We start from the raw sequence: 25465 nt of genomic DNA, 5'->3' as shown, positions 1-25465 counted from the left end.
TCCGATGACCTTTGCCGAAGACCTCGGCGGCGCCTGGAACCTGCGGGTCGACGTTCAGGGCGCGCCTTCCGACCAGGCGCGAGCGCTCATCGGCGTCACGGTGCCGGCGGCCGTACCCGGATGCGTGCACACCGACCTGATGAACGACGATCGGCTCGCCGATCCGTTCCTGAACGACAACGAGACCGCGGTCGCCTGGGTGGGCCGGACCGACTGGGTCTACGGCCGCGACATCTCGTGGACCGGGCCCGAGCATGAGCGCGTCGATCTGGTCTTCGAGGGGCTCGACACGGTCGCGGCCATCGAGGTCGATGGTGTCGCCCTCGACTCGACCCGCAACATGCACCGCACCTACCGCTACGACGTCACCTCGCTCGTGGACGCCACCCCACGACCGCTCCAGGTGCGCTTCACCTCCGCGTACACCGAGGCGGAACGCGTCCGCGACGCCCTCGGGCCGCGGCCCAACGCCTACCCCGAGCCGTTCCAGTTCATCCGCAAGATGGCCTGCAGCTTCGGCTGGGACTGGGGACCGACGCTGGTCACCGCCGGCATCTGGCGGCCGGTACGGCTGGAAGCCTGGAGCACCGCGCGACTGGCCACCGTGCGCCCCCTGGCGACGTACGCGGCCGGCGCCGGCCGGCTCGACCTGACCATCGAGGTGGAACGCACCGGGGCGCGGCCGCTGAGCGCCGAGGTGCTGCTCGACGGCCGGACGATCGCGACCGTGGAGATCCCGGCGAACGACACCGCCGTACGGGTGGTGCTGCCGGTTGCCGCGGTGACGCCGTGGGCACCGCGCGGCCACGGCGACCCGGCGCTGTACGACCTGACCGTCGAACTCACCGACGACCGCGGCACCGACCTGGACAGCTGGCAGCGGCGGACCGGCTTCCGCACCGTGGAGATCGACCGGGCCGACGGCGCGTTCGTGTTCCGCCTCAACGGATCGCCGGTGCTGGTCAAGGGTGTCAACTGGATCCCCGACGACATCTTCCCGGCCCGGATGACCCGCGCCCGCTACGAGCGACGGCTGCGCGAGGCGGCCGACGCGGGCGTCAACCTGATCCGGGTCTGGGGCGGCGGCCTGTACGAGAGCCGCGACTTCTACGAGGTGTGCGACGAACTCGGGCTGATGGTGTGGCAGGACTTCCTGTTCGCCTGCGCCTGCTACCCCGAGGAGGAGCCGTTGTCCTCCGAGGTGGTGGCCGAGGCCCGCGACAACGTCAGCCGGCTCGCCCCGCACCCCAGCCTGATCACCTGGAACGGCAACAACGAGAACCTGTGGCTGCACGAGGCCATGGACTGGGCCGACGCGCCCGGCGGGGAGCTGACCTGGGGCGAGCGGTACTACCTGGAGACGCTGCCGGCGATCGTCGCCGAGCTTGACCCGTCCCGGCCCTACCAGGCGGGCAGCCCCTGGTCGGGCTCGTGGGAGCACGAACCCAACGACACGGACCACCAGACGTTCCACTCGTGGGAGGTGTGGAACCGCGAGGACTACGGCAACTACCGCGCCTCGACGCCTCGCTTCGTGGCCGAGTTCGGCTGGCAGGCGCCACCGGCCTGGACCACGCTGCGCGACGCGGTCTCCGACGAGCCGATGCTGCCCGACTCGCCCGGCGTGCTGCACCACCAGAAGGCCGACGACGGCAACGGCAAGCTGGCCCGTGGCCTGGCACCGCACTTCCCGGCGCCCCGCAGCACCGAGGCCTGGCACTACCTGACCCAGCTCAACCAGGTACGGGCCATCCGCACCGGCATCGAGCACTGGCGGTCGCACTGGCCACACACCGCCGGGACCATCCTGTGGCAGCTCAACGACCTGTGGCCGGTGACCTCCTGGGCGGCGATCGACGGAGCGGGGCGCTACAAGCCGCTCTACTTCGCCCTGCGCGAGCTGCACGCCGATCGCGCCTTGACCATCCAGCCCCGCGAGGGCGGCCTCGTGGTGGCCGTCGGAAACGACCACCCGGAGGAGTGGACCGGCATTGTGCTCATCGAGCGCCGCGACACCGGCGGCGCGGTGCAGGCCACCTCGGTCATGCCGGTGTCGGTCGCCGCGCGGTCCGTGGCGCTGGTGCCGGTGCCGCCCGACGTGGCCCGGTGCGCCGATCCGGCATCGGAACTGCTGGTCGCACGGCTGGGGGACGCCCGCGCGCTGTGGTTCGCGACGGCGGACCGGGACTTCGCGTACGACGATGCGGGACTCACCGTGGACGTGGACACCGTCCCCGGCGGGCTCGACGTGCACGTGCACTCGGTCGGCCTGGCCCGCGACGTCCTGCTGCAACCCGATCGTGTGCACCCCCTCGCCGTGGTCGACCGGGGCTTCGTCGACCTGCTCCCCGGCGAGTCCACCGTGTTCCGCGTGCGCGCACCGATCGACCTGGACGCCGGACTGATCAAGGCGCCGTGGGTGCTCACCGACCTGGCAACGGTGCTGCGCGGGCACGGGGGTGGGCGATGAACTACGTGCGCCTCCTGCGAGTCGCCACGATCGCCCTCACGATGGTGACGACCGCGGTTGTCGGTCCCGGCGCTGCCGCCGGTCACGGTACGTCCGGATCATGGACGTCGCTCAACCACCGTTTCGTGACCCGGGACGGCGCCGAGCTGCGGGTGGGCGACCGGCAGTTCCGCTTCGCCGGCACCAACATCTACTGGCTCGGGCTCGACGAGAACGTCGGCGGGGTGGACTATCCCACCTACTTCCGGATCCGGGACGCGCTCGACACCGCCAAGGCGATGGGGATGACCGTCGTCCGCTCGCACCTGCTGGCCTCGACGGGACATCCGAAGACGCTGCTGCCCGGCAAGGACGCCGGCTTCAACGACGAGGCGTTCCGGACCATCGACTACGCGATCGCGTACGCCGGCCGGATCGGCGTCCGGCTCATCCTCCCGCTGACCGACAACTGGGCGTACTACCACGGCGGGCACGCGGACTTCACGCAGCCGTACGGGCTCCCGGACTCCGCCTTCTACACCGATCCGCGGGTCATCGCCGACTATCAGGCGTACGCCTCGCACGCCATGCACCGGGTCAACGCGCTCACCGGCAAGCGGTACCTGGACGATCCCACCATCATGGCGTGGGAACTCGGCAACGAGCTCGAGGGCATGACGCCCGAGTGGATCAACGCCAACGCCGCGACCTTCGCCGCGTGGGCGCCGCGCCAGCTCATCGCCGCGGGCCGCCGGTTCGACATCGACCCCGACACCCTGGCCGCCGCCGACGTCGACATCGTCGACGTGCACTACTACCCGCCGACGGCGGCAAAGGTGCGGGCGGACGCCGCCACGGTCGCCGCGGCCGGAAAGGTCTACATCGCGGGGGAGTACGCCTCGACAGCCGCGAGCAGCGCGCTCCTCGACCCGCTGGTGGCGGACCGCACCGTCACCGGCATGCTGTCCTGGTCGCTGTTCGGGCACCACGACCGCTCGGGCTTCGTGCCGCACGACGACGGTTTCACCTTCCACTACCCCGGTGACGACGAGCGGATGGTCGCGGCGAACCAGGCGCAGCTCGCGTTCGCCAGGGCCCTGGGCGGCTCGGTGGCGACAGAACCGGTTGGCACTCCGCTGATCACCGCGATCGACAAGCGCGGCGGGCTCAACGTCCTGCGGTGGCGGGGCGCCGCCGGCGCCGGTGGCTACCGCGTCGAACGCTCGCGGTCGGCACACGGCCCCTGGCGGCCGGCGCACAGCGGGTTGCTCTCGGACAACAACACACCGTGGACCGACCTCACCGCTCCCGGCGACGCCTGGTACCGCGTCGTGGCGGTCAACGCGGGCCGGACCGGGCCCCGATCGGAGCCGCAGGACGCGGGCGCCACCGAAACCGTGCTGACCGACCCGATGGAGACGTTCGCGCTCACCGACAGCCACGCCGGGGTGGAGATCCGGCCGAGCGGGGCGGGCCACGCGGTCGCCCGCCCGACGGGCCCGGCCGGGTCCTCGATCAGCTGGCACCGCACCGGGCTGCGCCGGGTCCGGTTCGAGGCGGTCGCGGCGCAGCGCCCGGACCTCGCGGTGCAGGTCTCGGACGACGGGGCGACCTGGCGTACGGTGCGCACGCGGGTCCAGCGAGGAGAACGGGTCGCCGACGGCACCCGGTTCACGATCACGGCGACCGTGCCGGGCGTCGACGATGTGCGCGTGGTCTGGACCGGGCCGGCCGCGGAGCGGGGTCGCACCGGCGTGCACCGGGCCACCTTGTGGGCCGCGGATCCCGCACCGGTGACCGGCTCGCCCGCCTCCTTCGCGCTGGTGGCGCCCGCCGCGGGGGCGACGGAGGTCATCGGGCCCCGGTCGTTCTCGTGGGCGCCCGCGGCCGGTGCGGGTTACTACACCCTCACGGTTTCCCGCCGGGCGGACCTCGGTGACCCGGTGATCAGCGCGACCGGGCTGGCGGCCACCTCCTACTCGCCGGCGCAGGGGCTCGACCCGGCCACGACGTGGTACTGGAGCGTCCGGGCGACGAACGCGGCCGGCCGGACGTCCGCCCCGCTCGGCACCTTCACGACGCGAGCTCTCCCGACGGCGCCGACGACGATCGACGACTACGATCAGTACGGCACCAGCGCCGCCCTCGGCGAGGCATACGTGCGGAACGCCGGCGGCGACGTGGTCACGCCTGCGCTGGTCGCGTCACCCGCGGGCACCGGCCAGGCCATGCGACTCGACGTGACGGCGGGCGCCGCGGCCTACGCGGGTGTCACCCGGACCTTCGCCCCGATCGATCTGTGGGGTCAGCAGGGCCTCGAGCTCACGCTGGACAGATCCGGAACGCAGGCGACGGTCTCGATCCAGTTCGTCGCGAACGGGGTCTACTGGGAGCACACCTTTGCGGCCGGGACGACGTCCGGAGTGGTCCGGGTGCCGTTCACCGCGTTCGCTCAACCGTCATGGGCGCCCAGCGGCGCCCTGGATCTCCAGAACGTCACCCAACTGTCGATCTATCTCGGAGGAGCGCACGCCGGACACCTGATCGTCGACGACGTGCGGGCGTATCCGTTCACCGCGGACGCTGGCAGCGGCCGGCCGGGCGAGGAGATCGGCATCCACACCGGCCTCCTTTCCACCGACTGCCACTGCAATTCTTCATGACTCATCGCTGCAAGCTGCCGAGAGGGTACGACACCGGGTGGCGCCGGCCCGCCGAGGGCCGGCGCCGCGGTGCCACTACAGGTAGCACCTGAACCAGTCGGCCTTGTCGTTGTCGGCGGCGCCGACGTTGGACGACTTGCTGTGGGCGCGTTCCTGCCACAGCCGCGTGTTGGTGCCGGTGAACACGTCGACGAGGCGCAGCGACTTGTTCACCACCCACGACGTCGTCTTGTCGTGGAACCCGTAGTCGTAGAGGTTCTGTCGCAGGCCGGCAGCCGTGCAGTCGCGGAAGGTCAACCTCCGCCCGTCGTTGTCGTTGTTGAACTTCTCGTGCTCGTAGAAGCAGTACGCGTTGGTCGGGCACCCCTCGACGGCGACCAGCGTCCGGTCCGACGGCGTGGCGAGATCGAGCACCACCGCGCCGCCCCGCCAGGTCACCTGGGTGGCGCCGGTCTGCTGCCCGCCGTGCTCGGCGATGATCGCGTCGATTTGCGCCTGGATGCCCGGCGCTGCGGCGTCGGCCGGTGCGGCCATGAGCGCGGTCGCGAGAATGGCGCCCGCGACCATGGCGAGCAGGCCGATGAATCGTTGGGACATGTGAATTTCCCCCCATCCACTGACTGATGATGAGGGCGACGCTAGACGGCGGATTTTGTAGTCTCCATACCGCCGGAAATTGATTCTCGCCTGCACCTCGAGACGACGAATCACCGCCGAAATACCACGTCGGTCGGATGACAGCACCACCCTGCGGCACGTCGCCTACCGCTCTCGGTTGACGCCACTTCGACGGCCACGCCCGTCGCCGCGGCCGTTGCCCGCGGTAGACCCGGCTGCCAGCCGGTCGGTCAGCAGACCGGCCATGGCGCGTACGCCGTGGCCGATCGCCCGCTCGTCGCCGGCGAGTTCGGGGCGGCGGTGGATCTCCCGGCGGAGCTCGATCAGTTCCTCGTCCAGTGCGGTCACGTGGCCAAGGTGGCGGAGCGACTACCGGTACGCAACTGGTAATCGCGGCGCCGCCGTCGAGGCCGATGGCGCAGCGAACGTTTGGCGCATGCCGATGCCGGGCAAACACGGCGGGTCTTTATCCGCACGAGCCGGAGCCCTGTGCTCCGCTGTGCCTGCAGCCCCGGACCCTGGCGCTTACCTCCCCGCGCTGAAGGCGGCAGCATGAGACAGACCATCACCAACCACTGCGCCATCACCGTGACGGCGTTCCCGGGCAGCCAGCGGGCCGACGTCCGCGTCGCCGGTGTCGTCGACGAGGGCGCGGCGCCGCTGCTGGCCGACGCCGTTCGCCGGCTCTGCGAGTGGTCTCCCCGCAGTGTCTTCGTTGACCTGGCCGCCGTCACCTGCGCCGGGCCGGAGCTCATCAGCTTCCTGGCGGTGACCCACAGCCGGATGGCCCGCTCGTCGTCCCTGGTGGTGTCCCGGGCCGCGCCGGCGATCCGCTCGGCGCTGGCGGCCGCCGGCGTGCTGAGCTTTGTGTATCTGTGTGAGAGCCGCCGGTGCTGACGCCCCGAAGCCGACTGGACCTTCGGCGCCCGCCCGGCGCCGGCCGTGCTGGACGCGGGACCCGTGGGCGAGCCGGCCGGCGGCGGTCGCCGCCGGTGGCGCACCTACGCCACCTCCACCTCCGCCCCCGGCGCAGACCCGCATCGTCGTCGACCTCCCGCACAAACATCCGGACCGCTGACACGCACCAGGCCCCGGGCTCGCGGGAAAGGGGCGCGTGGCTGCCGGTCCGGGGTCGTAGGGCCCTGCCTGCGCTTTCAGTGGTGATCGACACTGCTGGTACAGGACGGGAACGACACGGAAGGACGTCTCATGCCGACTCCAGGATTCACGCCGGGACGCTTCGCGGGACAGACGGCCGTCGTGACCGGTGCCGCCTCGGGGATCGGCCGTGCGACGGCCGTCCGGCTGGCCCGCGAAGGCGCCACGGTGGTGGCCGCGGACATCAACGACGCCTCCCTCAAGGAGCTGGCCGCCGAGTTTCCTGACCTGCGCCTCGTGACCGTCGCGGGGGATATCGCCGACGAGGACGTCGTGCGGCAGATCGTGGCCGCCGCGGCCGGACGGGTTGACGGTCTCGTCAACAACGCCGGCATCATGGATGGCTTCCTGCCTCCCGCGGAGATGGACGACGCCGTGTGGGAGCGGGTTTTCGCGGTGAACGTCACCGCCGTCATGCGGCTCACCCGCGCCGTGCTGCCGTTGATGATCGCGGCCGGGAAGGGCTCGATCGTGAACGTGTCGTCCGAGGCCAGCCTGCGCGCGTCGGCGTCGGGTGCCGCGTACACGGCTTCCAAGCACGCGGTGAACGGCTTCACCAAGAGCGTCGCCGTCTTCTACAAGGGCAGCGGGATTCGGGCCAACGCGGTGGCTCCCGGCGCGGTGGCGACCAACATCGAAGCGCCGTTCAGGTCCGGGCACGCCGCCGCGGTTCTCGGGCCGATGATGCAGACGACGGTTCCCGCCGCTGCCACCTCCGAGGAACTCGCCGCCACGATCACCTACCTGCTCAGCGACGACGCCACGAACATGAACGGCGCCATCGTGCCGTGTGACGGCGGCTGGTCGGCCATCTGAGCACGCCCTGTCGCACGCTAGCGGTAGCCACGCTGCTGGTAGTCGTCCTGGGTGGGCACGGTGCGCAGCACCGCGGTCGGGGCGTCGGCCATGCCGCCACCGCCCGCACCGTACGGAGCAGCCATCGGCGTGTCCGGGTTGCTTCTCCGGCGGATCAGCATCAGGGCGAGCGTGCCCAGACCCGCGGCGATCAGGAGCCCGCCCAGGATGGTGTACAGCAGCAGACCACTGCCGTCGTCGCCGGAGGTCCTGGCGGTGGCCGGCGGCGACACCGCGGCGAGGGCTTCCTCCGTCGCCGGCTCCTCGGTGACCGGGGGAGCGCTCGTCGCGGCCGGCGACGGCGGCGTGGTGGACGGGGCGGCCACGGCCGCCAGGGTCAGCCGTACGGTCGCGGCGGCGCCGGCGGTGCCCTGCACGGTCGAGCGGGCGGTGCGGTAGCCGTCCTTGGCCGCGACGACCGTGATGGGGCCGGCGGCGATCGGCCTGCTGCCGCTCGACCTGATCGAGAACTTGCCGCTTCTGGTGCTGGTCGCCCGGTAGTCATGCCCGGCGCTGTCCCGGACGGTCAAGGACACGCCGCCGATCGGCTTCCCGTCGGCGTCGCGGACCCGGCCGGAGACCCGGCTCACCGCGGACGACGGCTTGTCCGCGCCGCTGACGAGGATCATCTTGTGGTCGAACGCGGTCTGCGTGCCGATCCGTACGCTGACCGCGAGGTTGAGGCCGCTCTGCTCGCCGGGGCGCACCTCGGGGGCGACGACCGTGGCATCGAAGCTCTGGCTCCGGCCGGGCCTGATGTCCCGGGCCGTGGAGCATCCGGCGGTGCAGCGGAGCCCGCCGGAGACGGCCACGAAGACCTTCTCCGTACGCTGGTTGTTGTTCGTGGCCTGGAAGCGCACGCGCACCGACTCGCCGGACTGCACGCTCTCCGACGACACACTCTGGATGCGGATGGTCGGAGCGGCGGCCGCGACGGGTGCCGCGGACACCGCGAGCATCGCCCCGGCCAGCGCGATTGATGCGGCGGCTGGTACCCGCCGGGCACGTGAGCGCGTTGTCACGGAGAACCACCTTCTTCACGGCAGGCGACACCGGTCGGTGACATCGCGGGCCACTATGCCCTGTCGCGGGTGGGTTGCGCGAGCCCAGGGGGCCGTTCCGGCGTCAGTACCTGGTGTATCTGGCCCAGTCGTACCCGGCGGTCAGCCTGGTGCCCGGGTAGGTGAAGGGCCGGAGCCAGCTGTCGACGCCGATGCCGGGCCAGAGGTTCATCATGATGCGTTGCGGGTGAGTGGGCAGCGGCCCGCGCGAGCCGTTCTCCTGGTGGACGAGCGCTCCGTCGACGAACCAGTTGATGGTGCCGCCGTTCCACCACTCGAAGGCGTAGTTGTGGTAGCCGGTCGAGGCGTCGAAGCCCAGGTTGATGACGGTTTCGTGGCCGCCGACGCCGTTGGTGAAGTAGTTGAGCTGCACCTGGGTGGTGTTCTTGCCGAGGATCTCCACGTCGATCTCGTCCCAGGGCTGGCCGTCGCTGGGCCCGGTGTAGGTGAAGAACGAGGTCACGGTGCCGGGATTCCTGACGGCCTTCAGGCGTGCTTCGAAGCGGCCGTAGGAGTACAGGTCGACGGTGCGGTACTCGCCGGAGGCGTACGGCTTACCGGAGCAGCCGCCGGGGCAGGGTTGGTTGTCCAGGTGGATGCCCATGACTCCGCCGGCGACAGAGACGTGGTCGGCGCGCCAGCCGGCGTTGAACATGCCGCCGTTGCTGTAACCGTCGGCCTTGTACCAGCGGCTCGTGGCGAACGTGTCGAAGTTGTCGACGAAGCCGGCGCCGATGGCGGCCTGGGCCGGTGTGGGGCCGGTCGCTGTCACGGCGGCGACGATACCGACGATGACGGCGGCCAGCGCTGTCCGGGAGCGAGATCGAGTAGTGAGCACTGACGTCTCCAGCTCTGTGCGGAATGATTTGGAAGCGCTTCCAAGTTTCCAGATCCAGCGCTATCTATGACGAGTTTGTGACGTCCTGGTTGACCTGTCAAGGCTCGGCCGCGACCACGAGGACGTTCCAGCAGCACATATGGCTGTGATGCCGCCGCCATCCATCGTCCGGGGCGGGGCTTCCACTGTGCACCCCGAAACCTGTTCTTTACATCGATGAGCGCGAGTCGTACCTTGTGACCGGAAGCGCTTCCAACAGATGGAGAGCGCTCTCAGATGGTCTGGGGGACAGTATGCGGAGGCGGACACTACTGGGCACGGCGGCTGCCGCGGTTACGCTGGCGATCTCCGATGCCGGCGCCGCGGGAGCGGTCGTGGGCGCGTCACCGACCCGATACCTGGGTGTGTTCAGGGAAGGGGACCCCACGGCTGTCGCCGCTGCCGTCGAGAGCCTGTACGACGTCACCCCCGCCAGCGTGATGTGGTTCGACAGCTGGGCGAGCGGCCTGGCCTTCCCGGTGAAGGAGGCCAAGGCGCTGTGGCGGAGCGGCATCATGCCGCACTACACCTGGGAGCCGTGGAACACCGCTCTCGGCCCGAACGACCCCGGGCAGATCCACCTGCAGGACATCCTCGACGGCACGTGGGACGGCTACATCAGGGCCCGGGCCGGCGAGTTCGCGGCCGTACGGCGGCCGATCCTGGTCCGCTGGGGTCACGAGTTCAACGGCAACTGGTACCCGTGGGGCATCGCGAACAACAACGCCGACCCTTCGCTGTACGTGCGGGCGTACCGTCATGTCCACGACCTGACCGTGGCCGCCGGCGCGCGCAACGTGCAATGGGTGTGGGCCTACAACAACGGCTCGGCACCGGACGAGGCCTACAACGACCCGGCCGGCGCCTATCCCGGTGACAGGTATGTCGACTGGGTCGGCATCGACGGCTACAACTGGGGCTTCGGCCCGTCGTGGGACCCGGCCGGCGACCACTGGGCGAGCTTCGACGCGACCTTCGCCGCCGCGTACGCAAAAGCCCGCGCCGTCGCGCCGCACCGGCCGGTGATGCTCGGCGAGTTCGCGTCCACCGAGGACGGCGGCGACAAGGCCCAGTGGCTCAAGGACATGGACGCGACGCTGCGCTCGGGCGCTTACCCCGACCTCAAGCTGCTCACCTACTTCGACCTGACCAAGGAAGAGGCGTGGTCGCCGAGCTCGTCGCCGGCCGCGCTCGCCGCCTTCACCTCCTGGGTGCAGCGGAGGTACCTGCGCGGGCGCGGTCACGAACTGGCCCGCGTCGCCGCCGAGTGCGCCCGTTCGCGATCGTCGTCGTAGGCGCCCGCGCGCCCGGCGTCAGGCCGACTCCCGCACGACCATGTTCGTGGGCAGGATGAACGGTTCCGGCCGCCCGCCGTCGAGCAGGTCGACCAGCATGCGGGCGGCCTCGCGGCCCAGCGCCTCCACCGGTTGATGAATCGTGGTGAGCTTCGGATCGGTGTGCATCGCGATGGGCAGGTCGTCAAAACCCGTCACGGCCACGTCGCCGGGCACCGACCGGCCGGCGTCGCGCAACATCCGCAACGCCCCGGCCGCCATGTTGTCGTTCGCGGCGACCACGGCGTCCAGGTCCGGGTGCGCGTTCAGCAGCGTGCGCATCGCCGCGGCGCCACCGGCCTCCGTGAAGTCCCCGGGCTCGGTGGCGTACGGCGCGAGCCCCGCCAGCGTCAGCGCCTCGGCGTAGCCGCGACGGCGCTCCCGGCCGACCGTGGTGTCGTCGGGTCCGGTGATCATGGCGATGCGGCGGCGGCCGCCGTGCAGCAGGTGCTCGGTGGCCGCCCGGGCCCCGCCCGCGTTGTCGACCTCGACGTAGAAGGGCGGCGTCCCCCGCAGCGGCAGCCCGATGAAGACGGTGGGCAGGCCGGACTGGGCCGCGATGTCGATCAGCGCGTCGTCACCGCGCAGCGCCACCAGCATCACCCCGTCGGCTCCCCGGGTCTGCAGGAAGCTCTCCAGCCGCCGCTGGCCGTGGCCGGTCGAGGCGAGGCTCAGCATCAGGTGCAGGTCGGTCTTCTCCAGCGCGGTGCACGCGCCGACGATGATCTGCCCGAAGAACGGGTCGGCGAACACGCCCGGCCCGTCGCCGGAGACCGCCAGCACCACCACGCCGGTCTGGCGGGTCGCGAGCGCCCGCGCGGCCCGGTTCGGCGTGAACCCGAGCTCGCGGATCGCCTTCTCCACCGCGTCCCGCTTCGCGCGGCTCACGTGCGGGCCGTTGTTGATCACCCGGGAGGCCACCGTCCGGGACACCTGCGCGCGCTCGGCGACCTCGTCGAGCGTCGGCGGGCGGGGGGAGGCCGGTGCCGACATGTGGTCCCCTCCGCTCGACCTGGTTCTGGCGATCCTACGGCAGCGGGTGCCCGGACGGGCTTCCGTCGCCGCCGCGCTGGGCCGATGATCGGATGTGACGCAGGACATAGATTCCGGGGAACCGCCGGGGATGATGGTCATCGTCTAGCGGGATGTGAAAAGGAGTCACGTGGGGCCCGGCGGCGGGGCGGGTCGATGATCCGTATCTTCCGCATCGAGCTGCGCCGATCCGCTGCCCGCTGGGCGGGCTTGATGGTGCTGACGGCCAGTGCCGGGCTGCTGTACTCCGCCCGCGAGCGGTGGACCGCCGGCTACATGATCCTGGCCATGGACCAGCGGTGGTACCTCTCGTTGCTGACCGGGCTCGCGGTGGCGGCCGGAGCCTGGCAGGCCCGCCGGGAGCACGCCTCCCGGGTGACGGAGCTGTTCGCCAGCGTGCCCCGTCCGCGCGCCCACCAGGTCGTCCCGATGCTTCTGGTGTACGGCGTCGTCGCGTTCGTGGCGTATGTCGGCGCCTGGAGTCTGGCCGCGCTTCGCATCGTCGGCACGGCGGAATACCTGCCAGCCGGGGCCGTGGCGGGGGTGGTCGTGGCCGGCGCGGTGGCGGTGGTCGCCGCGGCCTGGTTCGGCCTGGTGGTCGGCCGGATGCTGCCGTCCGTCCTCACCGCCCCGGCCCTGGCGGTCGCGACCTTCGCCACCCCGCTGGTGGCGCGGGGGATCACCGGGCGCCGGGAATGGTTGAGCACCCTGCTGTTCCCGGGGTACGGCCTGGGCGGCGACTCCACCGATTTCGCGACCGTCCCCGGGCGGTTCAGCATCGCCCAGATGCTCTATCTGACCGGCCTGGCCGCCGGCGCCGCGCTGCTGTTCGCCGCAGCCCAGCACCGCGCCCGGATCGTGGCCCTGGCGCCCGCGCTGCTCGGGGCCGCCGCGGCGGTGCTGATCCTCCAGGGCGGTGCGGCCTTCGTCAGGGACCCGGTCGACCCGGCCGCCCGCGAGCTGGTCTGCACCGGCGACGCTCCGCACGTCTGCGTGGCCCGGGTGCACAGCGGCGTGCTGGACGAAGTGACGCCACCCGCCCGTGCGGCGCTCGCGAAGCTGGCCCGGCTGCCCGGCGCCCCGAGCAGGGCCGAAGAGGACCTCAGCCCCATGCGGCAGGTCGGTGAGTATCCGGACAGCATGCTCGTGCCCCTGACCATCGGCGACGACGGCCACGTCAATCACCGCGACAGACTCGAGAGCATCATGCTGGACAACGTGGGTGTTCTCCCGTTCGTCTGCCCCGACGAGGCGACCGGGCCCGACGCGGCGGTGGTGGACGCTGCGACATCCTGGCTGCTCGGCACCGCGGCCCATACCGCCCGAGCCGGGGACCTGTTGCTGACCCTGCGCGGGCTCGACGAGCAGGAAGCCGCCGCCCGGGTCGGCGCCGTCCGCCGCGCCATCCTGACCTGTTCGTCCGGCGACGACCTGCTCACCCGGCCGGCATCGTGAGGCCCGCCACGCTGGACCCGTCCCGGCGGCGGCTCTCTCCTTGACCATCTGTGTTTCAGCTTGTTTAACTGTGTCGGCATCCATCGATGTCAACGCGATTGTGGTGAGCGGTCATGGCCCTGCGTGTGCGAATCGGTGCGATGCTGGCGGCAGTGCTGGTGCTGGCGGGCTCCGCCGCGGTGGTGACCCCGGCGCGGGCCGCCGGCGGCCCGCCGGCGCTCTACCCGCCGACCGGGCCCGGAACGTCCTTCCTGGACCATCGCGCGCTGCTCGGCGACGTGCCCGAGCCCGCCTGGTACGAGGCCAACATCCCCTTCGTCGACCTGCCCGACCGGTCCATCCAGGACACCTACTACTACCGCTGGCGCACCTTCAAGGAGGCGCTCAAGTACACCGGCGGCAAGGACGGCTGGATCGTCACCGAGTTCCTCGGCCCGGTCGGTTACTCGGCGCCGTTCGGGGGCATCAACGCCGCGGCCGGCCACCACCTCTACGAGGGACGCTGGCTGCGGGACCGCCGCTACCTCGACGACTACCTGGACTACTGGCTGACCGGCTCCGGCGCCGAGGCCAAGCCCGCCACCGAGGCGCTCAACAAGAACACCACCGACTGGGCGCATCAGTACTCGTTCTGGCTCGTGGACGCCGCGGTGGCCCGTGCCGAGGTGACCGGGGACTGGCGCTTGCTCACCGAGCGGCTGCCGCAGCTGCGCCGGCAGTACGAGGGGTGGAAGAAGAGCAACTACGACCCGGCGCGGGGACTGTACTGGCAGACCCCGGTCTGGGACGCGATGGAGTACACCGCCGGGTCGTACCAGACCGCCGATCCCTACCACGGCGGTGACGGATTCCGGCCGACGCTCAACGCGTACCAGTACGGCGACGCCCGCGCGCTGGCCACGATCCTGCGCCGGGCGGGTGACGTGCGGTCCGCGCAACGGTACGAGCGGGAAGCGGCAGCGCTGCGCACCAACCTGACGAAGCTGTGGGACGGGGACTTCTACAAGCACGTCCAGCGTGACGCCACCACTCCCATCGCCGACCGGGAACTGATGGGCTACGTCCCGTGGTACTTCCACATGGCCCCGGCGGGCAACGCCCGGGCGTGGTCGCAGCTCACCGACGCGCAGGGCTTCGCGGCGCCGTTCGGGCCCACCACCACCGAGCGCCGCAGCCCCTGGTTCATGCACCAGGCTCAGGACGGTTGCTGCCGCTGGGACGGCCCGAGCTGGCCGTACGCCACCAGCCAGACCCTGACCGCGCTGGCCAACCAGCTGCTCGACTACCCGTCCCAGTCTTATGTGGACCGTGACGACTTCACCGACCTACTGCGCGGCTATGCCCTGACGCAGCGCAAGAACGGTGCGCCGTACGTGGCGGAGGCGCACCATCCGGACGAGGACCGCTGGATCTACGACGGGCGCGGGCACAGTGAGGACTACAACCACTCCACGTTCACCGACGTGGTGCTCTCCGGGCTGCTCGGCATCCGGCCCAGCGGTGGTGACCGGGTGCGGATCGCCCCGCTCGTGCCGGCCGGCTGGGACCATTTCGCGGTGGAGAACTTGTCCTACCACGGGCGCAATCTGAGCGTGCTGTGGGATCGCGACGGCACCGCGTACGGGAAGGGTCCGGGTCTGCGGGTGTGGCTCGACGGCGTCCCGGTCCTGCACCGGTCCACTCTGGACGACGTCACGCTCCGCCTCGACAGCCGGCCGCCGGCGGGCCAACCGGCCCTTGTGGACGACGCGGTGAACGTGACCGGCACCGGCTATCCGGTCGCCCGGGCGTCACACACCTGGCACGCCGACAGCCCGGCCGACGCGATCGACGGGCAGAACTTCCACCTCGACGTGCCGTCGACCCGCTGGACCTCCTACGGCTCGCCGAACGCGACCGACTGGCTGGAGGTCGACCTCGGCGCTCCCGCGGTCGTCTCGGACATCCGCGTCGACTTCTACGACGACGGCGGCGGTGTGCGTACCCCCGCGACCTTCGCGGTGCAGCATCAGCTGCCCGACGGCGACTGGGTCGAGGTGCCCGGCCAGCGCCGGGACCCGGCGACGCCGGGGGAGCGGGCGATCAACCGGATTCTCGTCGACCCGCCCGTGACCACGGACCGGCTGCGGCTGGTCACCCCGAGCCCGTCGGGCATCACCGCCGTGCAGCTCTGGCGCCGGCCCGATGCCCGGCTGCGGGTCACCCTTCCCGACACGGTCCCGGTCGGTGCGGATCAGGAGATCACGGTACGCAGTAAGGTGGCCGCCGCCGCGACCGTGGCCGACCTGCGAGTGAGCTTGCAGGTGCCCCGTGGCTGGTCCGCGCGCGCCGTCACCGCCGACCGGGCCGGCGTCCTGCGTGCCGGTGCCACCCTGACGACCACCTGGCAGGTACGCGTTCCCGCCGACGCCCGTCTCACCGACCGGCTGCCACTGCGCGCCCTCGCCAGGTCCGGCGCTTCGCCCGAGGTCAGCGCCGCGGTCGCGCCGACGGTCTACCGGTTCGACCCGGCCGACTACCCGGTGACCGTGTGGGACGACGACTTCGGCACCGACCGGCTCGCCGCGTACCGGGTCGACCGTCCGGTGGCCGAGCCCACCCCGGCGCTGGCGGTCGCGGACGGCGCCCTGACGGCCACCGCCACCTCCCGGGCGTTCGCCGTCCTCGCCGCCCCGGTCCGGGCCGCCGCGAGCGGCACGGCCGTGATCGTCACCCCGCGCGCCTTCGCCGGATCCGTGCCCGAGGACAGCCTGTTCCTGGGTCTGTCGGCGGGCGCCGGCGACAACGCCCTCGCCTGGTACAACAACTACCACCGGAGCTCGGGCGCCGACGTACGCCGCGGCGGGGTCGACCGGCCGGAGGCGACCGGCGGTTGCTGCGCCGCGGTCACCTGGTCGGCCGGGGACCGCTTCGCCGTGCTGGCCCGCTGGGGCCACCTGAGCACCTGGCACGAACACGACGGCGCCTGGACGCAGATCCACGACGCCCCGATCTCCGCCGCCGTGGACGACGCGACGCTGGCGACCTGGGCCCCCGCGCTGGGGCTGCGCCTCGACGCGGGCGTGCTGGCCGTCGACCGCCTCACCGTGGCATCCGTGCCTACTCGCTGATGTCGCGAGGCCCCGTTCCGTAGCCACGCATGGATATCATCGTCGTTTCGAGGTGGACCAGGCACCGGGATCGGGGCGCGCATGGCAGCGGAGTTCAAGCCACCTGTCTTCCCGGGGGTCCATGAGCTGCTGAAGCTGGTGCTCACGCTGCGGAAACGGCCTCGGTTCCTGCCCCGGGTGTCGGACATGGCGGTGCACGGCGACATCCCGCTGCCGCTCATCCGCCTGGTCGGGCCGGAGGAATCGGTGCACGGATTCCTCCGCGGGTTCCGTGATCTGCTGGAGAAGGCGGAGCCGCGGACGACCTATGTGCTCCTGGACGCCGAGACCGCCGTCCTCGCGTCGCCGGCCACAGCCGAGCCGCCCAAGCTGGCGCTGCTGGAACAGCTGTGTCAGCAGCTCCAGGAGGACCGGTTCTCCGCCCGGCCCAACAGCTTCCGCCGGTACCGTCTCGCCACGTTCCTCACCCGCCAGAAGCTCACCCCGTCGCGCAACCGCGACCCCCAGGCGGAGATCGTCGCGCTGCTCCGGAAATGGCGTGGCCAATCGCCGTACGTCCAGGAGGCCGCGCAGACCCAGGTGTCCGCCCAGGGTGACAGCGGGCCCAGCACCTTCGGGCTCAGCGGGGCGCTCTGGTTCGTCCGGCTCATGATCCTCAAGTGGCTCGGCCGCCGCTCGTACGGCATCGTGCCGGAGGCCCGGTGGTTCATGCGCCGCCAGACGTTCATGGTGCCGGAGCACTCCTCCGACTTCTTCGGCTTCGCGGAACGCCTCACCGCCGACCGGCTCGACGAACAGAACGCCGGGCAGCTCCACAAGCTGCTTGTGCACGCGTTCCTGGAGGATCTGCGGCAGGCGTACCGGCGGCGGCGGTTGTCGGTGCTGCCCCGGCGCCGGGGGTGGCGGCGCACGGCGTACGTGCCGGTGCTGCTCGACCACGCGAGCGAGGAGAACGGCGGCCTCCCGCTGCTGCGCCTGATCAACGACGTCCGCAACGAGACCGGCAAAGTGGACCCCCTGCTGGTCATCGCCGGGTGCCGCGACGAACCCGCGCCTGCCCCCGGCGAGGTGCCGCTGTTCGCCCCGGCCAGCGCCACCGCCTACAGCACCTGGAAGCGCGAGCTTCCCGTCCAGCGGCAGAAGCTCGCGGCCGACGCCCGGTTCCTGACCATCCACCTGCCCGAGCCACTGTCGCCGGAGGCGATCGCCCGCACCTCCGGCGAGGACCCCGACGCCTGGGCCGACCTGGACCTCGACCCGGGCAAGCCCTCCCTGCTGGCCCGGCGCGGCGTGCTGGAGGTGATCCTGGTGGCCTGCCTGGTCGCGGTCGCCGCGCTGCCCGCCGCCCGGTTGCAGGACTACTGGCAGGCCGGCTGCTCGTACCTGAAGGCGAAACCCGATGCCGGAATCGACGTGCGGCTGGCCGAGATCGCGCCCGGCGACGAGCAGTGCGTCGGCTACAGCGACAACGACAGCCAGATCTTCGGCACCAACGACCAGCTCGAGGCCGCCCAGCGGGAGATCTTCCGGCTCAACGCCGAGGCGGCCAGGATCCACGGCACGCACGGCAACCGGCCGCTGATCAGCATCATCTACTTCGGCGGCCTCACCCACGCCGGGGCCGACCTCGAAACCGACAACGCGGTCGCCGAGGAGCTGATCGGGCTCGCGATCGTGCAGCGGCAGCAGAACCTCTCGGTGACCGGCGAGCACGATCCGCTGCTCCGCGTGATCATCGCGAACGGCGGCCGCGAGATGGCCGCGGCCGACCGGGTCACCCGGGACCTGCTGATCCCGCTGGCCGAGCGGGACCCGAGCATCAAGGCCGTGGTCGGTCTGGACCGTACGGTCCAGCAGACCAGGCAGGCCATCGCCGCCCTGGGACGGGCGGCCGTGCCGACGATCGGCACCACGCTGACCGGCTCCGGGCTGGCCGCGACCTCGAAGTTCTACTTCCAGATGGTGTCCGGGAACCCGCAACAGGCCCAGCTGCTGGCCGCCTACCTCACCAGTCTCAAGGACCCGCCGGTCGACCTGTTCACCATCGTCCGCCCCGAGCCCGCCGACCAGCCCGACGACTACGTCGAAACCCTGGTGACCGAGGTCAGCAAGGCCGTCGGGAGCCGCACCGCGGTTGCGGTCGAGGTCGTCACCCTGCCCGGCGGGGACGCCCTGAAACCCTGCACCAAGCCCGATCCCCGGGCGCCCGGCGAGCGCCGGATGTACTTCTACGCCGGCCGGGAGACGGGTTATTCGAGCTTCCTGCAGAACGTCAAGGAGGACTGCGCGGTGCAGGCTCCACCGCGGATCGTCGCCGACGACGCGATCGAGCGGATAGTCGCGCAGCCCTCCTTCCGGCAGCAGAGCTTCGTGGCCGAGATGAACCTGGACTACGTCGCGCTCGGCAGCCTGGTCGTCCTCGCCGGACGCAGTTGCGCCGAGAACCGGACCCCCGCGCCGCCGCTGTCCGACAAAGGGCCGCTGGTGGAGTTCTGCGCCGGCTACTACGACCTGATCCACGACAACGCGTCCGAGTTGTACGGCCAGGCGTGGGCGGTGCCGTCATACCCGGGCGAGCGGGTGGGCATCGCCTTCGACGCGGCCGACATGGTGGTCACCGCGGCCCGGCAGGCCGGCCCGGACCGGTGGAACCGGGCCTGGCTGGCCCAGCTGTTCCGCGACCGCGAGTTCGCCCACGTGGGCGCGAGCGGGCGCATCACGTTCGCGGACTCGAGGGTGGGCGCGACCCGGAACACCGCGATCCTGCGGTTGCCGACACCGGCCGGCGCGCAGGAGGCGGCGAACACCACGCCGCGTTGTCTGTTCCTGATCGGCGAGCTGTACGGCAAAGAGGGGGTCACGCCCCAGGACAGCAACGGCTGCCCCAAAGGCTGAAGCGCACGGCACGTGCCCCCGCATCTCGGCGGCGTCGGCCGATCCGCCGACGTCGTCGACCACGAACCGCGGCCTGCAATCTCCGCAGGGCAGACGTATGGACGAGGCTGCTTGTCGCCGGAGCCAAGGTATCTTGAGTCTGGTAGCCGATCGCGTTCCGGGAGGTGGGTATGACTGTCGAGATGGTCGCGCCGGCCTGGATGCATGAGCAGGTCACGGCCGAGCAGTACGCGTCGTGGACCGAAGAGCAGTGTGCGGGCATCGAGATCGTGGATGGGATGATCCTGGTGGGTCCGAGCGCGTCCAAGCGGCACAACCGCCTGGCCCGGCTGCTGGCGAATGTCTTGGACGGTGCCGCGGGGCCGGGCTGGAACGCTGACACCGACTTCGATGTCCGGCTCCAGGACGTGCCGCTGAACAACCGTCGCCCCGACGTGACGGTGTACCGGGCGGACACCATCGACGTCACTCCGACACGACCCGAGCATGTGCTTCTTGTGGTCGAGGTGGTCTCGCCCGGGTCGGAGACGACCGACCGGATCGTCAAGGCTGATCAGTACGCGAGGGCCGGCATCCAGTTCTATTGGCGTGTGGAGCAGGCCGCCACCGGTGCGCCGCTCGTCTACACGTATGTGCTGGACCCGGCGAGTGGCCGCTACCGCGACGGCGAGATCTTCACCGGCGTCGTGAAGCTGACCGCGCCGTTCGTCGTCGAGATCGATCTCGGCCGGAGCTGATTCCGTCCCGGAGCGGGCTCGGCCGGTTGTGATCAGTTCATGCGCGGCCCGGCGCCGCTGGGGCCGAGTGGCGCGACCGCGTGGGGCGCGGACGCCGGCCGGGGTTCCTTGAGCTCGACGAAGATGCTGTGCGACGCGGTGTCGCCGATGTTCTCCCCGGTGTGCTCCTGCTCGTCCAGCCACCGGGCCTCGCCGGCGCGCAGCTCGACCTCCGCGCTGCGGTCCCCGGCGCTGACGCGGCGCCGGAAGGCGTTGAGCGTCACCATCACGCTGTCCGGGTGGGCGTGGGCGTGGGTGCGGTCGCCCGGTTCGTCGCGGTACTGCAGGACCCGCACCCGTTCGTTCTCGAAGAGGACCTGGTAGAGGGCGGGGTCGGTGACGGTCGGATCGCGGTGGCTCATCGTGTCCTCCTGGGCGGACGTTCATGGGACTCCAATCCCATGATGGGCCTACGGTACCATGAAGGGGTGACGACGCCCTACGAGTCGAGTGGCCGGACCGCGCAGAAATCCCGTACGCGGGTGGCGCTGCTCGCGGCCGCGCGGGAGCTGCTCGCCGCCGGGCTCACCCCGAAGGTTGAGGATGCCGCCGAGCGGGCGGGGGTCTCGCGCACCACCGCCTACCGCTATTTCCCCAGCCAGCGCAGTCTGTTGCTGGCCGCGCACCCGACCATCGCCCCCGACACGCTGCTGCCGGCCGATGCTCCGGCCGACGCCAAGGGTCGCCTCGACGTCGTCATGACGGAGTTCGCCCGGTACAACTTCACCTGGGAGCCGCAGCTGCGCACGTCCCTGCGGCTGTCGCTGGAGCCGGCGGCCGACCGGCCGGTGCTGCGTCAGGGGCGGGCGGTCGGCTGGCTGGCGGAGGCGCTGACGCCGCTGCGGGAGACCCACCCCCACCTCGACATCCGGCGGCTCGCCGTCGCGATCCGGTCGGCGACCGGCATCGAGACGCTGATCTGGCTGATCGACGTGGCGGGCTACAGCCGCGACGAGGCCGCCGACACCGTCCGGGCCACCGCCCAGGCCCTGCTGGCGGCGGCGATCCGCAGCCCGCTCGCTGCCGAGGTCGATCGCCGGTAGCCGACCCGGCGCTACGACCGCGTTTATCGAAGCCGGCACCGGAAACCTACGACATGTAGGTTTAAGGCTCGTCGCCGAGAAGAAGGTCCGCAGATGCTGGCTGCACCGAGCACGCTCGCCCTGGGCCCGTCGTTCCTGGATCCGGAGTGGCTGATCTCCACCTTCGGCCTGATCGGCATCCTTGCCGTTGTCTTCGCCGAGTCCGGCCTGCTGTTCGGGTTCTTCCTGCCGGGCGACTCGCTGTTGTTCACCGCGGGTCTGCTGATTGCCGACGGGACCTATCTGCACCAGCCGCTGTGGCTGATGTGCCTGCTGGTGTCGATTGCCGCCGTCGCGGGTGACCAGTTCGGCTATTTGTTCGGCCGGCGCTTCGGTCCGTCGCTGTTCAAGCGGCCTGACTCCCGGCTGTTCAAGCAGGAGAGCCTGACCAAGGCCCGGGCCTTCTTCGCCAAATACGGCGCACGGTCCATCGTGCTGGCCCGGTTCGTGCCGATCGTGCGGACCTTCACCCCGATCGTCGCCGGTGCCAGTCACATGCGTTACCGCACCTTCCTGACCTGCAACCTCATCGGCGGCACTCTGTGGGGCTGCGGAATCACGATCCTCGGTTACTTCCTGGGCCAGATCGCGTTCGTCAGGAACAACATCGAGTACATCCTCATCGGCATCGTGGTGGTCTCGGTCGTCCCGATCGGCATCGAACTGCTGCGTGCCCGGCATCGTGCCGAGGTGCGCTGACCGGCGTGTCCACTGGGCCAACGTCGCTTGCCCCTACAAAATGTGGGAGAAAGCGGCATACGGCCCATATCAGGAGAAGCAGTGCACAGATTCGGGCGAGCGGCACTCGCCGTCGGTCTCCTCGCCGCCGGCCTGCCGGCGCCGGCCGCTGCCTTACCCGGTACGGGGAGCAGGTTGCCGAAACCGGACCACGTGGTGGTCGTCATGCTGGAGAACAAGCGGTACGACGCCGTCGTCGGCCACAAGCGCACGCCTTGGGTGTCGTCGCTGGCCCGCAGGTCGGCGAACATGCTGAACTTCTATGGCGAGACCCACCCCAGCCAGCCGAACTACCTGGCCCTGTTCTCCGGTTCCCCGCAGGGCGTCACCGACAACGAGTGCCCGCACAACCTGGGTGACAGGCCCAACCTCGGCCGCGAGCTGCTCGATGGCGGGCACAGCTTCGCCGGCTACGCCGAGGGCCTGCCGAGCGTCGGCTGGCGTGGATGCGCGCATGCGAGGTACGTCCGGCGGCACAACCCCTGGGTCAACTTCAGCAATGTGCCGGCGTCGGCGAACCGGCCCTTCACGGCATTCCCGAGGGATTACCGGAAGCTGCCCACGGTCTCGTTCGTGATCCCGGACCTGTGCCACGACATGCACGACTGTCCCAAGGCTGTGGCCGATGCCTGGCTGAAGAAGGAGTTCGCGCCGTACGTGGCCTGGGCCAGGAAGCACAACAGCCTGTTCATTCTCACCTTCGACGAGGACGACAAGACCGACCACAACCACATCCCGACGATCATCGCGGGTGCCGGGGTCGTGCGTGGCCGGTACGGCGCCCATCTGAACCACTACGACCTGCTGCGCACGCTGCAACTCATGTATGGGCTCCCGCTGACCGGTGCGGCGGCGCGGCGCAAGGGATTGCCCGCGATGTGGGTCAGGTCCAGGCTCGCGCCAGCGTCACGAACTCCGTTGTCGCGACGCTGATCGTGGCGAGGCAGCCGAGGCCGACCAGGGCCGGGCCGAGCAGCAGCCGCCGCCGCGGTGCCGGAACGGGCTGGGCGAGGGCCCTGACCCGGTGCACCGCGGTGCCGCCGTTGATGCCGAGCGCGGCTGCCGGGCCCGAGTCGACCATGGCCAAGGCCGCCCGTGCAATCGCCTGGCCGGTCAGCGCCCGGTCGCCGACGGCTGCCGCGGCTTCCTCATCGGCCCAGCGTTCGACCAGGTACGTGACTGCCTCGCGGACCGGGATCAGCAGCGGGTTGACGACCGCGGCGGCCGCGGCGGCGGCCACCAGCCGGTGATGGTGATGGACGAGGTGCGCCCGTTCGTGGGCGAAGACAACCCGCCGCTCGTCCGCGTCGAGCACCCGAAGGATGCCAGTGGTGACCAGCAGGTGTCCGTGGTGACCGGGCCGCCCCGGCACGGCGACGGCCAGGGGTGCGGACCAGTCGGCGACGACCATGCCGTGGTGCGGCAGGCCCGCCGTACGCAACCGCCGGTGGGTCCCCACCCGGCGGCGCAGGCCGATCAGCAGCCGGATGCCGCCGGTCAGCAGCGCGAGGCCTGCGACCAGCGCGACCGGCCCGGGCACGGGCTCCGGTAGCTCCAGGCCGGGGTGGTTGTCCAGGGCCGACAGCGGCGGCAGGTCGTCCAGCAGGGTCAGGGCCAGCAGAACGAGCGACCAGGTGGACGAGGCGGCGGCGACGACCGCGACCGCGGTCAGGCCGCGGGCGGCGAACCCGGGAGCCCCGCGCCCGGCGATCCACCGCGCCGAGCAGGCCAGCGGCAGTGCCAGCAGCAACGGCAGGTAGACGGCGATGGTCACGGATGTCGTCCGCGTTCGGCCGCTGTCAGCAGCCGGCGCAGGTCCGCGGCGTCGGACTCGTCCAGCGATGCGGCGAACTGCTGGAGGACGGCCCGGCGGTCGGGGCGCCCGGCCAGCGCGGCGCGCATCTGCGACGCGGCGGCGGTGGCGGCGTCCTGCACGGGCCAGTAGAGGTGCCCGCGGCCGGCCCGCCGGCGTTCGACCTGACCCTTGTCGTGCAACCGGATCAGAATCGTCTGCACGGTGTTGTAGGCGAGCTCGCCGCCGACCGCGGTCTGCACCTCGGTCGCGGTCATCGGCTCGGCCCTGGCCCACAGCACGCCCATGACCTCGGCCTCCAGACTCCCCGGCGGCCGCCGCCCGTCCTTCGTCGTCACAGTCGCTGACCTCCGCCGTCAGAATAGCGGCGTTGGCGGTCCGAGCCGCAGTGCCGGGCGCGGCCTCCGAGGCGTGCCATTCCGGCTGGCGGTCAGCTCCTGCCCTGGGAGGACGGGGGTGCGGTCGTGCGCCGGGCGACGAGGGTGGGTGAGAGTTTCACCTGGGCGGTGGGCCTGGCGCGGTCGGCGATGCGGTCCAGCAGCAGCCGGGCGGCGTTGCCGCCCATCTGGTGCCCGGCCTGGTCGACCGTGGTCAGCGAGATGGGTCCGAAGGCGGCGAAGGTGGTGTTGTCGTAGCCGGCCAGGGAGATGTCCGCCGGCGCGGACAGGCCGGCCTCGCTGAGGGCGTCGAACACTCCCATGGCGACGATGTCGGCGCCGGCGAAGATGGCCGTGGGCCGGACGTCTCGGGACAGCAGCTGCCGGGCGCCGAGGTAGCCGCCCTCCTGGGTGTAGGTGGTGGACACGACGTTGATGCCGTCGGCGAGCCCATGGGCGTTCATGGCGTGGCGGTAGCCGTCGGCGCGCTGGGCGTTGGGCATCTCGACCAGCCGTACCGGATCTTTCTCGAGGTGTTCGATGTGCGCGATGTGGCGGTGGCCGAGCTCGGCGAGGTGGGCGACGACCAGGCCGGCCCCGGCGAAGTCGTCGTCGGTGACCGTGTCGTAGTCGGCGGAGTGGCCGTGGCGGCCGACCACGACTGTCGGCACGGTGCGGGCGACGGCCTGCAGGTGCCGGCGTGAGGAGATCGGCGCGATCAGGATCAGGCCGTCCATGCTCCGATCGATCATGGCGTCGGTGAGGCGCGCCTCGCCGGCCACGTCGTTGCAGCACTGGGCCATCAGGAGCTGATAGTCGGTGCCGTTCAGGTGTTCCGTCACGCCGTCCAGGACGTCGGCGAAGAACGGGTTGCGGATCTCGGGCAGCATCACGCCGATGGTGTACGTCTGGCCGCGCAGGCCCCGGGCGGCCGCCGACGGGCGGTAGCCGAGCTCCTCGATCGCCGCACGGACCTTCGTCTGCATCTGCGGGCTGGCGCCGTAGGCGTTGCGAAGCACCTTGGACACCGCCGTCGTGGACACGCCGGCATGCCGAGCCACGTCGATGATCGTGACGCGTCGCACGGGATTCGGCTGTCTGGGCACTCAGGCTCCTCGACTAGGGAAACGTTGCCCGCCTCGGATCATGGGCGTCCGTGGGGATCCTCCGCC

Annotated in this window: 21 protein-coding genes; 12 read left to right on the top strand and 9 right to left on the bottom strand. The window is 71.1% G+C overall.

Annotated features, from left to right (window positions below; all coding sequences use genetic code 11):
• Positions 1-4 precede the first annotated feature (4 nt).
• The gene (locus ACIBQZ_RS27950) at positions 5-2470 is read left to right on the top strand and encodes a glycosyl hydrolase 2 galactose-binding domain-containing protein (RefSeq protein ID WP_396091764.1); all 2466 of its coding nucleotides are present in this window, start codon (positions 5-7) and stop codon (positions 2468-2470) included.
• On the top strand, positions 2467-5112 hold the full coding sequence (locus ACIBQZ_RS27945) for a hypothetical protein (RefSeq protein ID WP_396091763.1): 2646 nt from the start codon (positions 2467-2469) through the stop codon (positions 5110-5112). Before ACIBQZ_RS27950 ends, ACIBQZ_RS27945 begins: the two co-directional genes overlap by 4 nt.
• A gap of 75 nt (positions 5113-5187) precedes the next feature.
• Here ACIBQZ_RS27945 and ACIBQZ_RS27940 read toward each other — a convergent pair whose 3' ends face one another.
• Both ACIBQZ_RS27940 and ACIBQZ_RS27935 read right to left on the bottom strand, forming a co-directional pair.
• A complete protein-coding gene (locus ACIBQZ_RS27940) occupies positions 5188-5709 on the bottom strand; it encodes a peptidase inhibitor family I36 protein (protein WP_396091762.1) in 522 nt (173 codons plus the stop codon).
• Between the two features lie 165 nt (positions 5710-5874).
• Complete coding sequence (locus tag ACIBQZ_RS27935; protein ID WP_396091761.1) at positions 5875-6078, bottom strand: hypothetical protein; 204 nt, start codon at positions 6076-6078, stop codon at positions 5875-5877.
• 204 nt (positions 6079-6282) lie between these two features.
• On the opposite strand from ACIBQZ_RS27935, the gene ACIBQZ_RS27930 reads away from it, so the two are divergent.
• Positions 6283-6627: a hypothetical protein gene (locus ACIBQZ_RS27930; RefSeq protein ID WP_396091760.1), complete on the top strand. Its 345-nt coding sequence runs from the start codon at positions 6283-6285 to the stop codon at positions 6625-6627.
• 312 nt (positions 6628-6939) lie between these two features.
• Positions 6940-7704, top strand: coding sequence for an SDR family NAD(P)-dependent oxidoreductase (locus tag ACIBQZ_RS27925; protein ID WP_396091759.1), 765 nt, complete (start codon positions 6940-6942; stop codon positions 7702-7704).
• Between the two features lie 17 nt (positions 7705-7721).
• Here ACIBQZ_RS27925 and ACIBQZ_RS27920 read toward each other — a convergent pair whose 3' ends face one another.
• Positions 7722-8765: a carboxypeptidase regulatory-like domain-containing protein gene (locus ACIBQZ_RS27920; protein ID WP_396091758.1), complete on the bottom strand. Its 1044-nt coding sequence runs from the start codon at positions 8763-8765 to the stop codon at positions 7722-7724.
• A 103-nt stretch (positions 8766-8868) separates the two neighbouring features.
• Positions 8869-9576, bottom strand: coding sequence for a glycoside hydrolase family 16 protein (locus ACIBQZ_RS27915; RefSeq protein WP_396091757.1), 708 nt, complete (start codon positions 9574-9576; stop codon positions 8869-8871).
• A 470-nt stretch (positions 9577-10046) separates the two neighbouring features.
• On the opposite strand from ACIBQZ_RS27915, the gene ACIBQZ_RS27910 reads away from it, so the two are divergent.
• Positions 10047-10976, top strand: coding sequence for a glycoside hydrolase family 26 protein (locus ACIBQZ_RS27910; RefSeq protein WP_396091756.1), 930 nt, complete (start codon positions 10047-10049; stop codon positions 10974-10976).
• Between the two features lie 18 nt (positions 10977-10994).
• Here the strand turns inward: ACIBQZ_RS27910 and ACIBQZ_RS27905 are convergent, their stop codons facing one another.
• The gene (locus ACIBQZ_RS27905; protein ID WP_396091755.1) at positions 10995-12008 is read right to left on the bottom strand and encodes a LacI family DNA-binding transcriptional regulator; all 1014 of its coding nucleotides are present in this window, start codon (positions 12006-12008) and stop codon (positions 10995-10997) included.
• 195 nt (positions 12009-12203) lie between these two features.
• Here ACIBQZ_RS27905 and ACIBQZ_RS27900 point away from each other — a divergent pair, with 195 nt between their 5' ends.
• From ACIBQZ_RS27900 to ACIBQZ_RS27885, 4 genes are all read left to right on the top strand, one after another.
• Entirely contained in the window at positions 12204-13502 is a 1299-nt protein-coding gene (locus ACIBQZ_RS27900) for a hypothetical protein (RefSeq protein WP_396091754.1), read from the top strand.
• 113 nt (positions 13503-13615) lie between these two features.
• Positions 13616-16612 carry an MGH1-like glycoside hydrolase domain-containing protein gene (locus ACIBQZ_RS27895; RefSeq protein ID WP_396091753.1) on the top strand — a complete coding sequence of 999 codons (2997 nt, stop codon included), beginning with the start codon at positions 13616-13618 and terminating at the stop codon, positions 16610-16612.
• A gap of 81 nt (positions 16613-16693) precedes the next feature.
• Positions 16694-19507 carry a hypothetical protein gene (locus ACIBQZ_RS27890; RefSeq protein ID WP_396091752.1) on the top strand — a complete coding sequence of 938 codons (2814 nt, stop codon included), beginning with the start codon at positions 16694-16696 and terminating at the stop codon, positions 19505-19507.
• A gap of 182 nt (positions 19508-19689) precedes the next feature.
• Positions 19690-20244, top strand: a complete 555-nt coding sequence (locus ACIBQZ_RS27885; RefSeq protein ID WP_396091751.1) for a Uma2 family endonuclease — start codon at positions 19690-19692, stop codon at positions 20242-20244.
• Between the two features lie 32 nt (positions 20245-20276).
• Here the strand turns inward: ACIBQZ_RS27885 and ACIBQZ_RS27880 are convergent, their stop codons facing one another.
• Complete coding sequence (locus ACIBQZ_RS27880) at positions 20277-20645, bottom strand: cupin domain-containing protein (protein WP_396091750.1); 369 nt, start codon at positions 20643-20645, stop codon at positions 20277-20279.
• A 66-nt stretch (positions 20646-20711) separates the two neighbouring features.
• Here ACIBQZ_RS27880 and ACIBQZ_RS27875 point away from each other — a divergent pair, with 66 nt between their 5' ends.
• The 3 genes from ACIBQZ_RS27875 (at position 20712) to ACIBQZ_RS27865 (ending at position 23036) form a co-directional block, all read left to right on the top strand.
• A complete protein-coding gene (locus ACIBQZ_RS27875; protein WP_396091749.1) occupies positions 20712-21326 on the top strand; it encodes a TetR/AcrR family transcriptional regulator in 615 nt (204 codons plus the stop codon).
• 93 nt (positions 21327-21419) lie between these two features.
• Positions 21420-22064, top strand: a complete 645-nt coding sequence (locus ACIBQZ_RS27870) for a DedA family protein (protein WP_396091748.1) — start codon at positions 21420-21422, stop codon at positions 22062-22064.
• 204 nt (positions 22065-22268) lie between these two features.
• Positions 22269-23036, top strand: a complete 768-nt coding sequence (locus ACIBQZ_RS27865) for an alkaline phosphatase family protein (RefSeq protein WP_396091747.1) — start codon at positions 22269-22271, stop codon at positions 23034-23036.
• Here the strand turns inward: ACIBQZ_RS27865 and ACIBQZ_RS27860 are convergent.
• From ACIBQZ_RS27860 to ACIBQZ_RS27850, 3 genes are all read right to left on the bottom strand, one after another.
• Entirely contained in the window at positions 22987-23877 is an 891-nt protein-coding gene (locus ACIBQZ_RS27860) for a M48 family metalloprotease (RefSeq protein ID WP_396091746.1), read from the bottom strand. The two genes, ACIBQZ_RS27865 and ACIBQZ_RS27860, sit on opposite strands and share 50 nt — an antisense overlap.
• Positions 23874-24254: a BlaI/MecI/CopY family transcriptional regulator gene (locus ACIBQZ_RS27855; RefSeq protein ID WP_396091745.1), complete on the bottom strand. Its 381-nt coding sequence runs from the start codon at positions 24252-24254 to the stop codon at positions 23874-23876. The genes ACIBQZ_RS27860 and ACIBQZ_RS27855 overlap by 4 nt, the downstream gene beginning before the upstream one ends.
• A gap of 92 nt (positions 24255-24346) precedes the next feature.
• Positions 24347-25354: a LacI family DNA-binding transcriptional regulator gene (locus ACIBQZ_RS27850; protein WP_396091744.1), complete on the bottom strand. Its 1008-nt coding sequence runs from the start codon at positions 25352-25354 to the stop codon at positions 24347-24349.
• Positions 25355-25465: the final 111 nt, after the last annotated feature.

Origin of the sequence: Actinoplanes sp. NPDC049599 (assembly GCF_044465625.1) — a bacterium.
GTDB lineage: Bacteria > Actinomycetota > Actinomycetes > Mycobacteriales > Micromonosporaceae > Actinoplanes.
The sequence above is the reverse complement of the archived record's forward strand: the minus strand, read 5'-3'. Positions and strand labels throughout refer to the sequence as shown.

Coding starts and splice junctions, on each gene's coding strand:
- ACIBQZ_RS27950 (WP_396091764.1), top strand. CDS start 5: ATGACCTTTGCCGAAGACCTCGGCGGCGCCTGGAACCTGCGGGTCGAC.
- ACIBQZ_RS27945 (WP_396091763.1), top strand. CDS start 2,467: ATGAACTACGTGCGCCTCCTGCGAGTCGCCACGATCGCCCTCACGATG.
- ACIBQZ_RS27940 (WP_396091762.1), bottom strand. CDS start 5,709: ATGTCCCAACGATTCATCGGCCTGCTCGCCATGGTCGCGGGCGCCATT.
- ACIBQZ_RS27930 (WP_396091760.1), top strand. CDS start 6,283: ATGAGACAGACCATCACCAACCACTGCGCCATCACCGTGACGGCGTTC.
- ACIBQZ_RS27925 (WP_396091759.1), top strand. CDS start 6,940: ATGCCGACTCCAGGATTCACGCCGGGACGCTTCGCGGGACAGACGGCC.
- ACIBQZ_RS27905 (WP_396091755.1), bottom strand. CDS start 12,008: ATGTCGGCACCGGCCTCCCCCCGCCCGCCGACGCTCGACGAGGTCGCC.
- ACIBQZ_RS27900 (WP_396091754.1), top strand. CDS start 12,204: ATGATCCGTATCTTCCGCATCGAGCTGCGCCGATCCGCTGCCCGCTGG.
- ACIBQZ_RS27895 (WP_396091753.1), top strand. CDS start 13,616: ATGGCCCTGCGTGTGCGAATCGGTGCGATGCTGGCGGCAGTGCTGGTG.
- ACIBQZ_RS27890 (WP_396091752.1), top strand. CDS start 16,694: ATGGCAGCGGAGTTCAAGCCACCTGTCTTCCCGGGGGTCCATGAGCTG.
- ACIBQZ_RS27885 (WP_396091751.1), top strand. CDS start 19,690: ATGGTCGCGCCGGCCTGGATGCATGAGCAGGTCACGGCCGAGCAGTAC.
- ACIBQZ_RS27880 (WP_396091750.1), bottom strand. CDS start 20,645: ATGAGCCACCGCGATCCGACCGTCACCGACCCCGCCCTCTACCAGGTC.
- ACIBQZ_RS27870 (WP_396091748.1), top strand. CDS start 21,420: ATGCTGGCTGCACCGAGCACGCTCGCCCTGGGCCCGTCGTTCCTGGAT.
- ACIBQZ_RS27865 (WP_396091747.1), top strand. CDS start 22,269: ATGCTGGAGAACAAGCGGTACGACGCCGTCGTCGGCCACAAGCGCACG.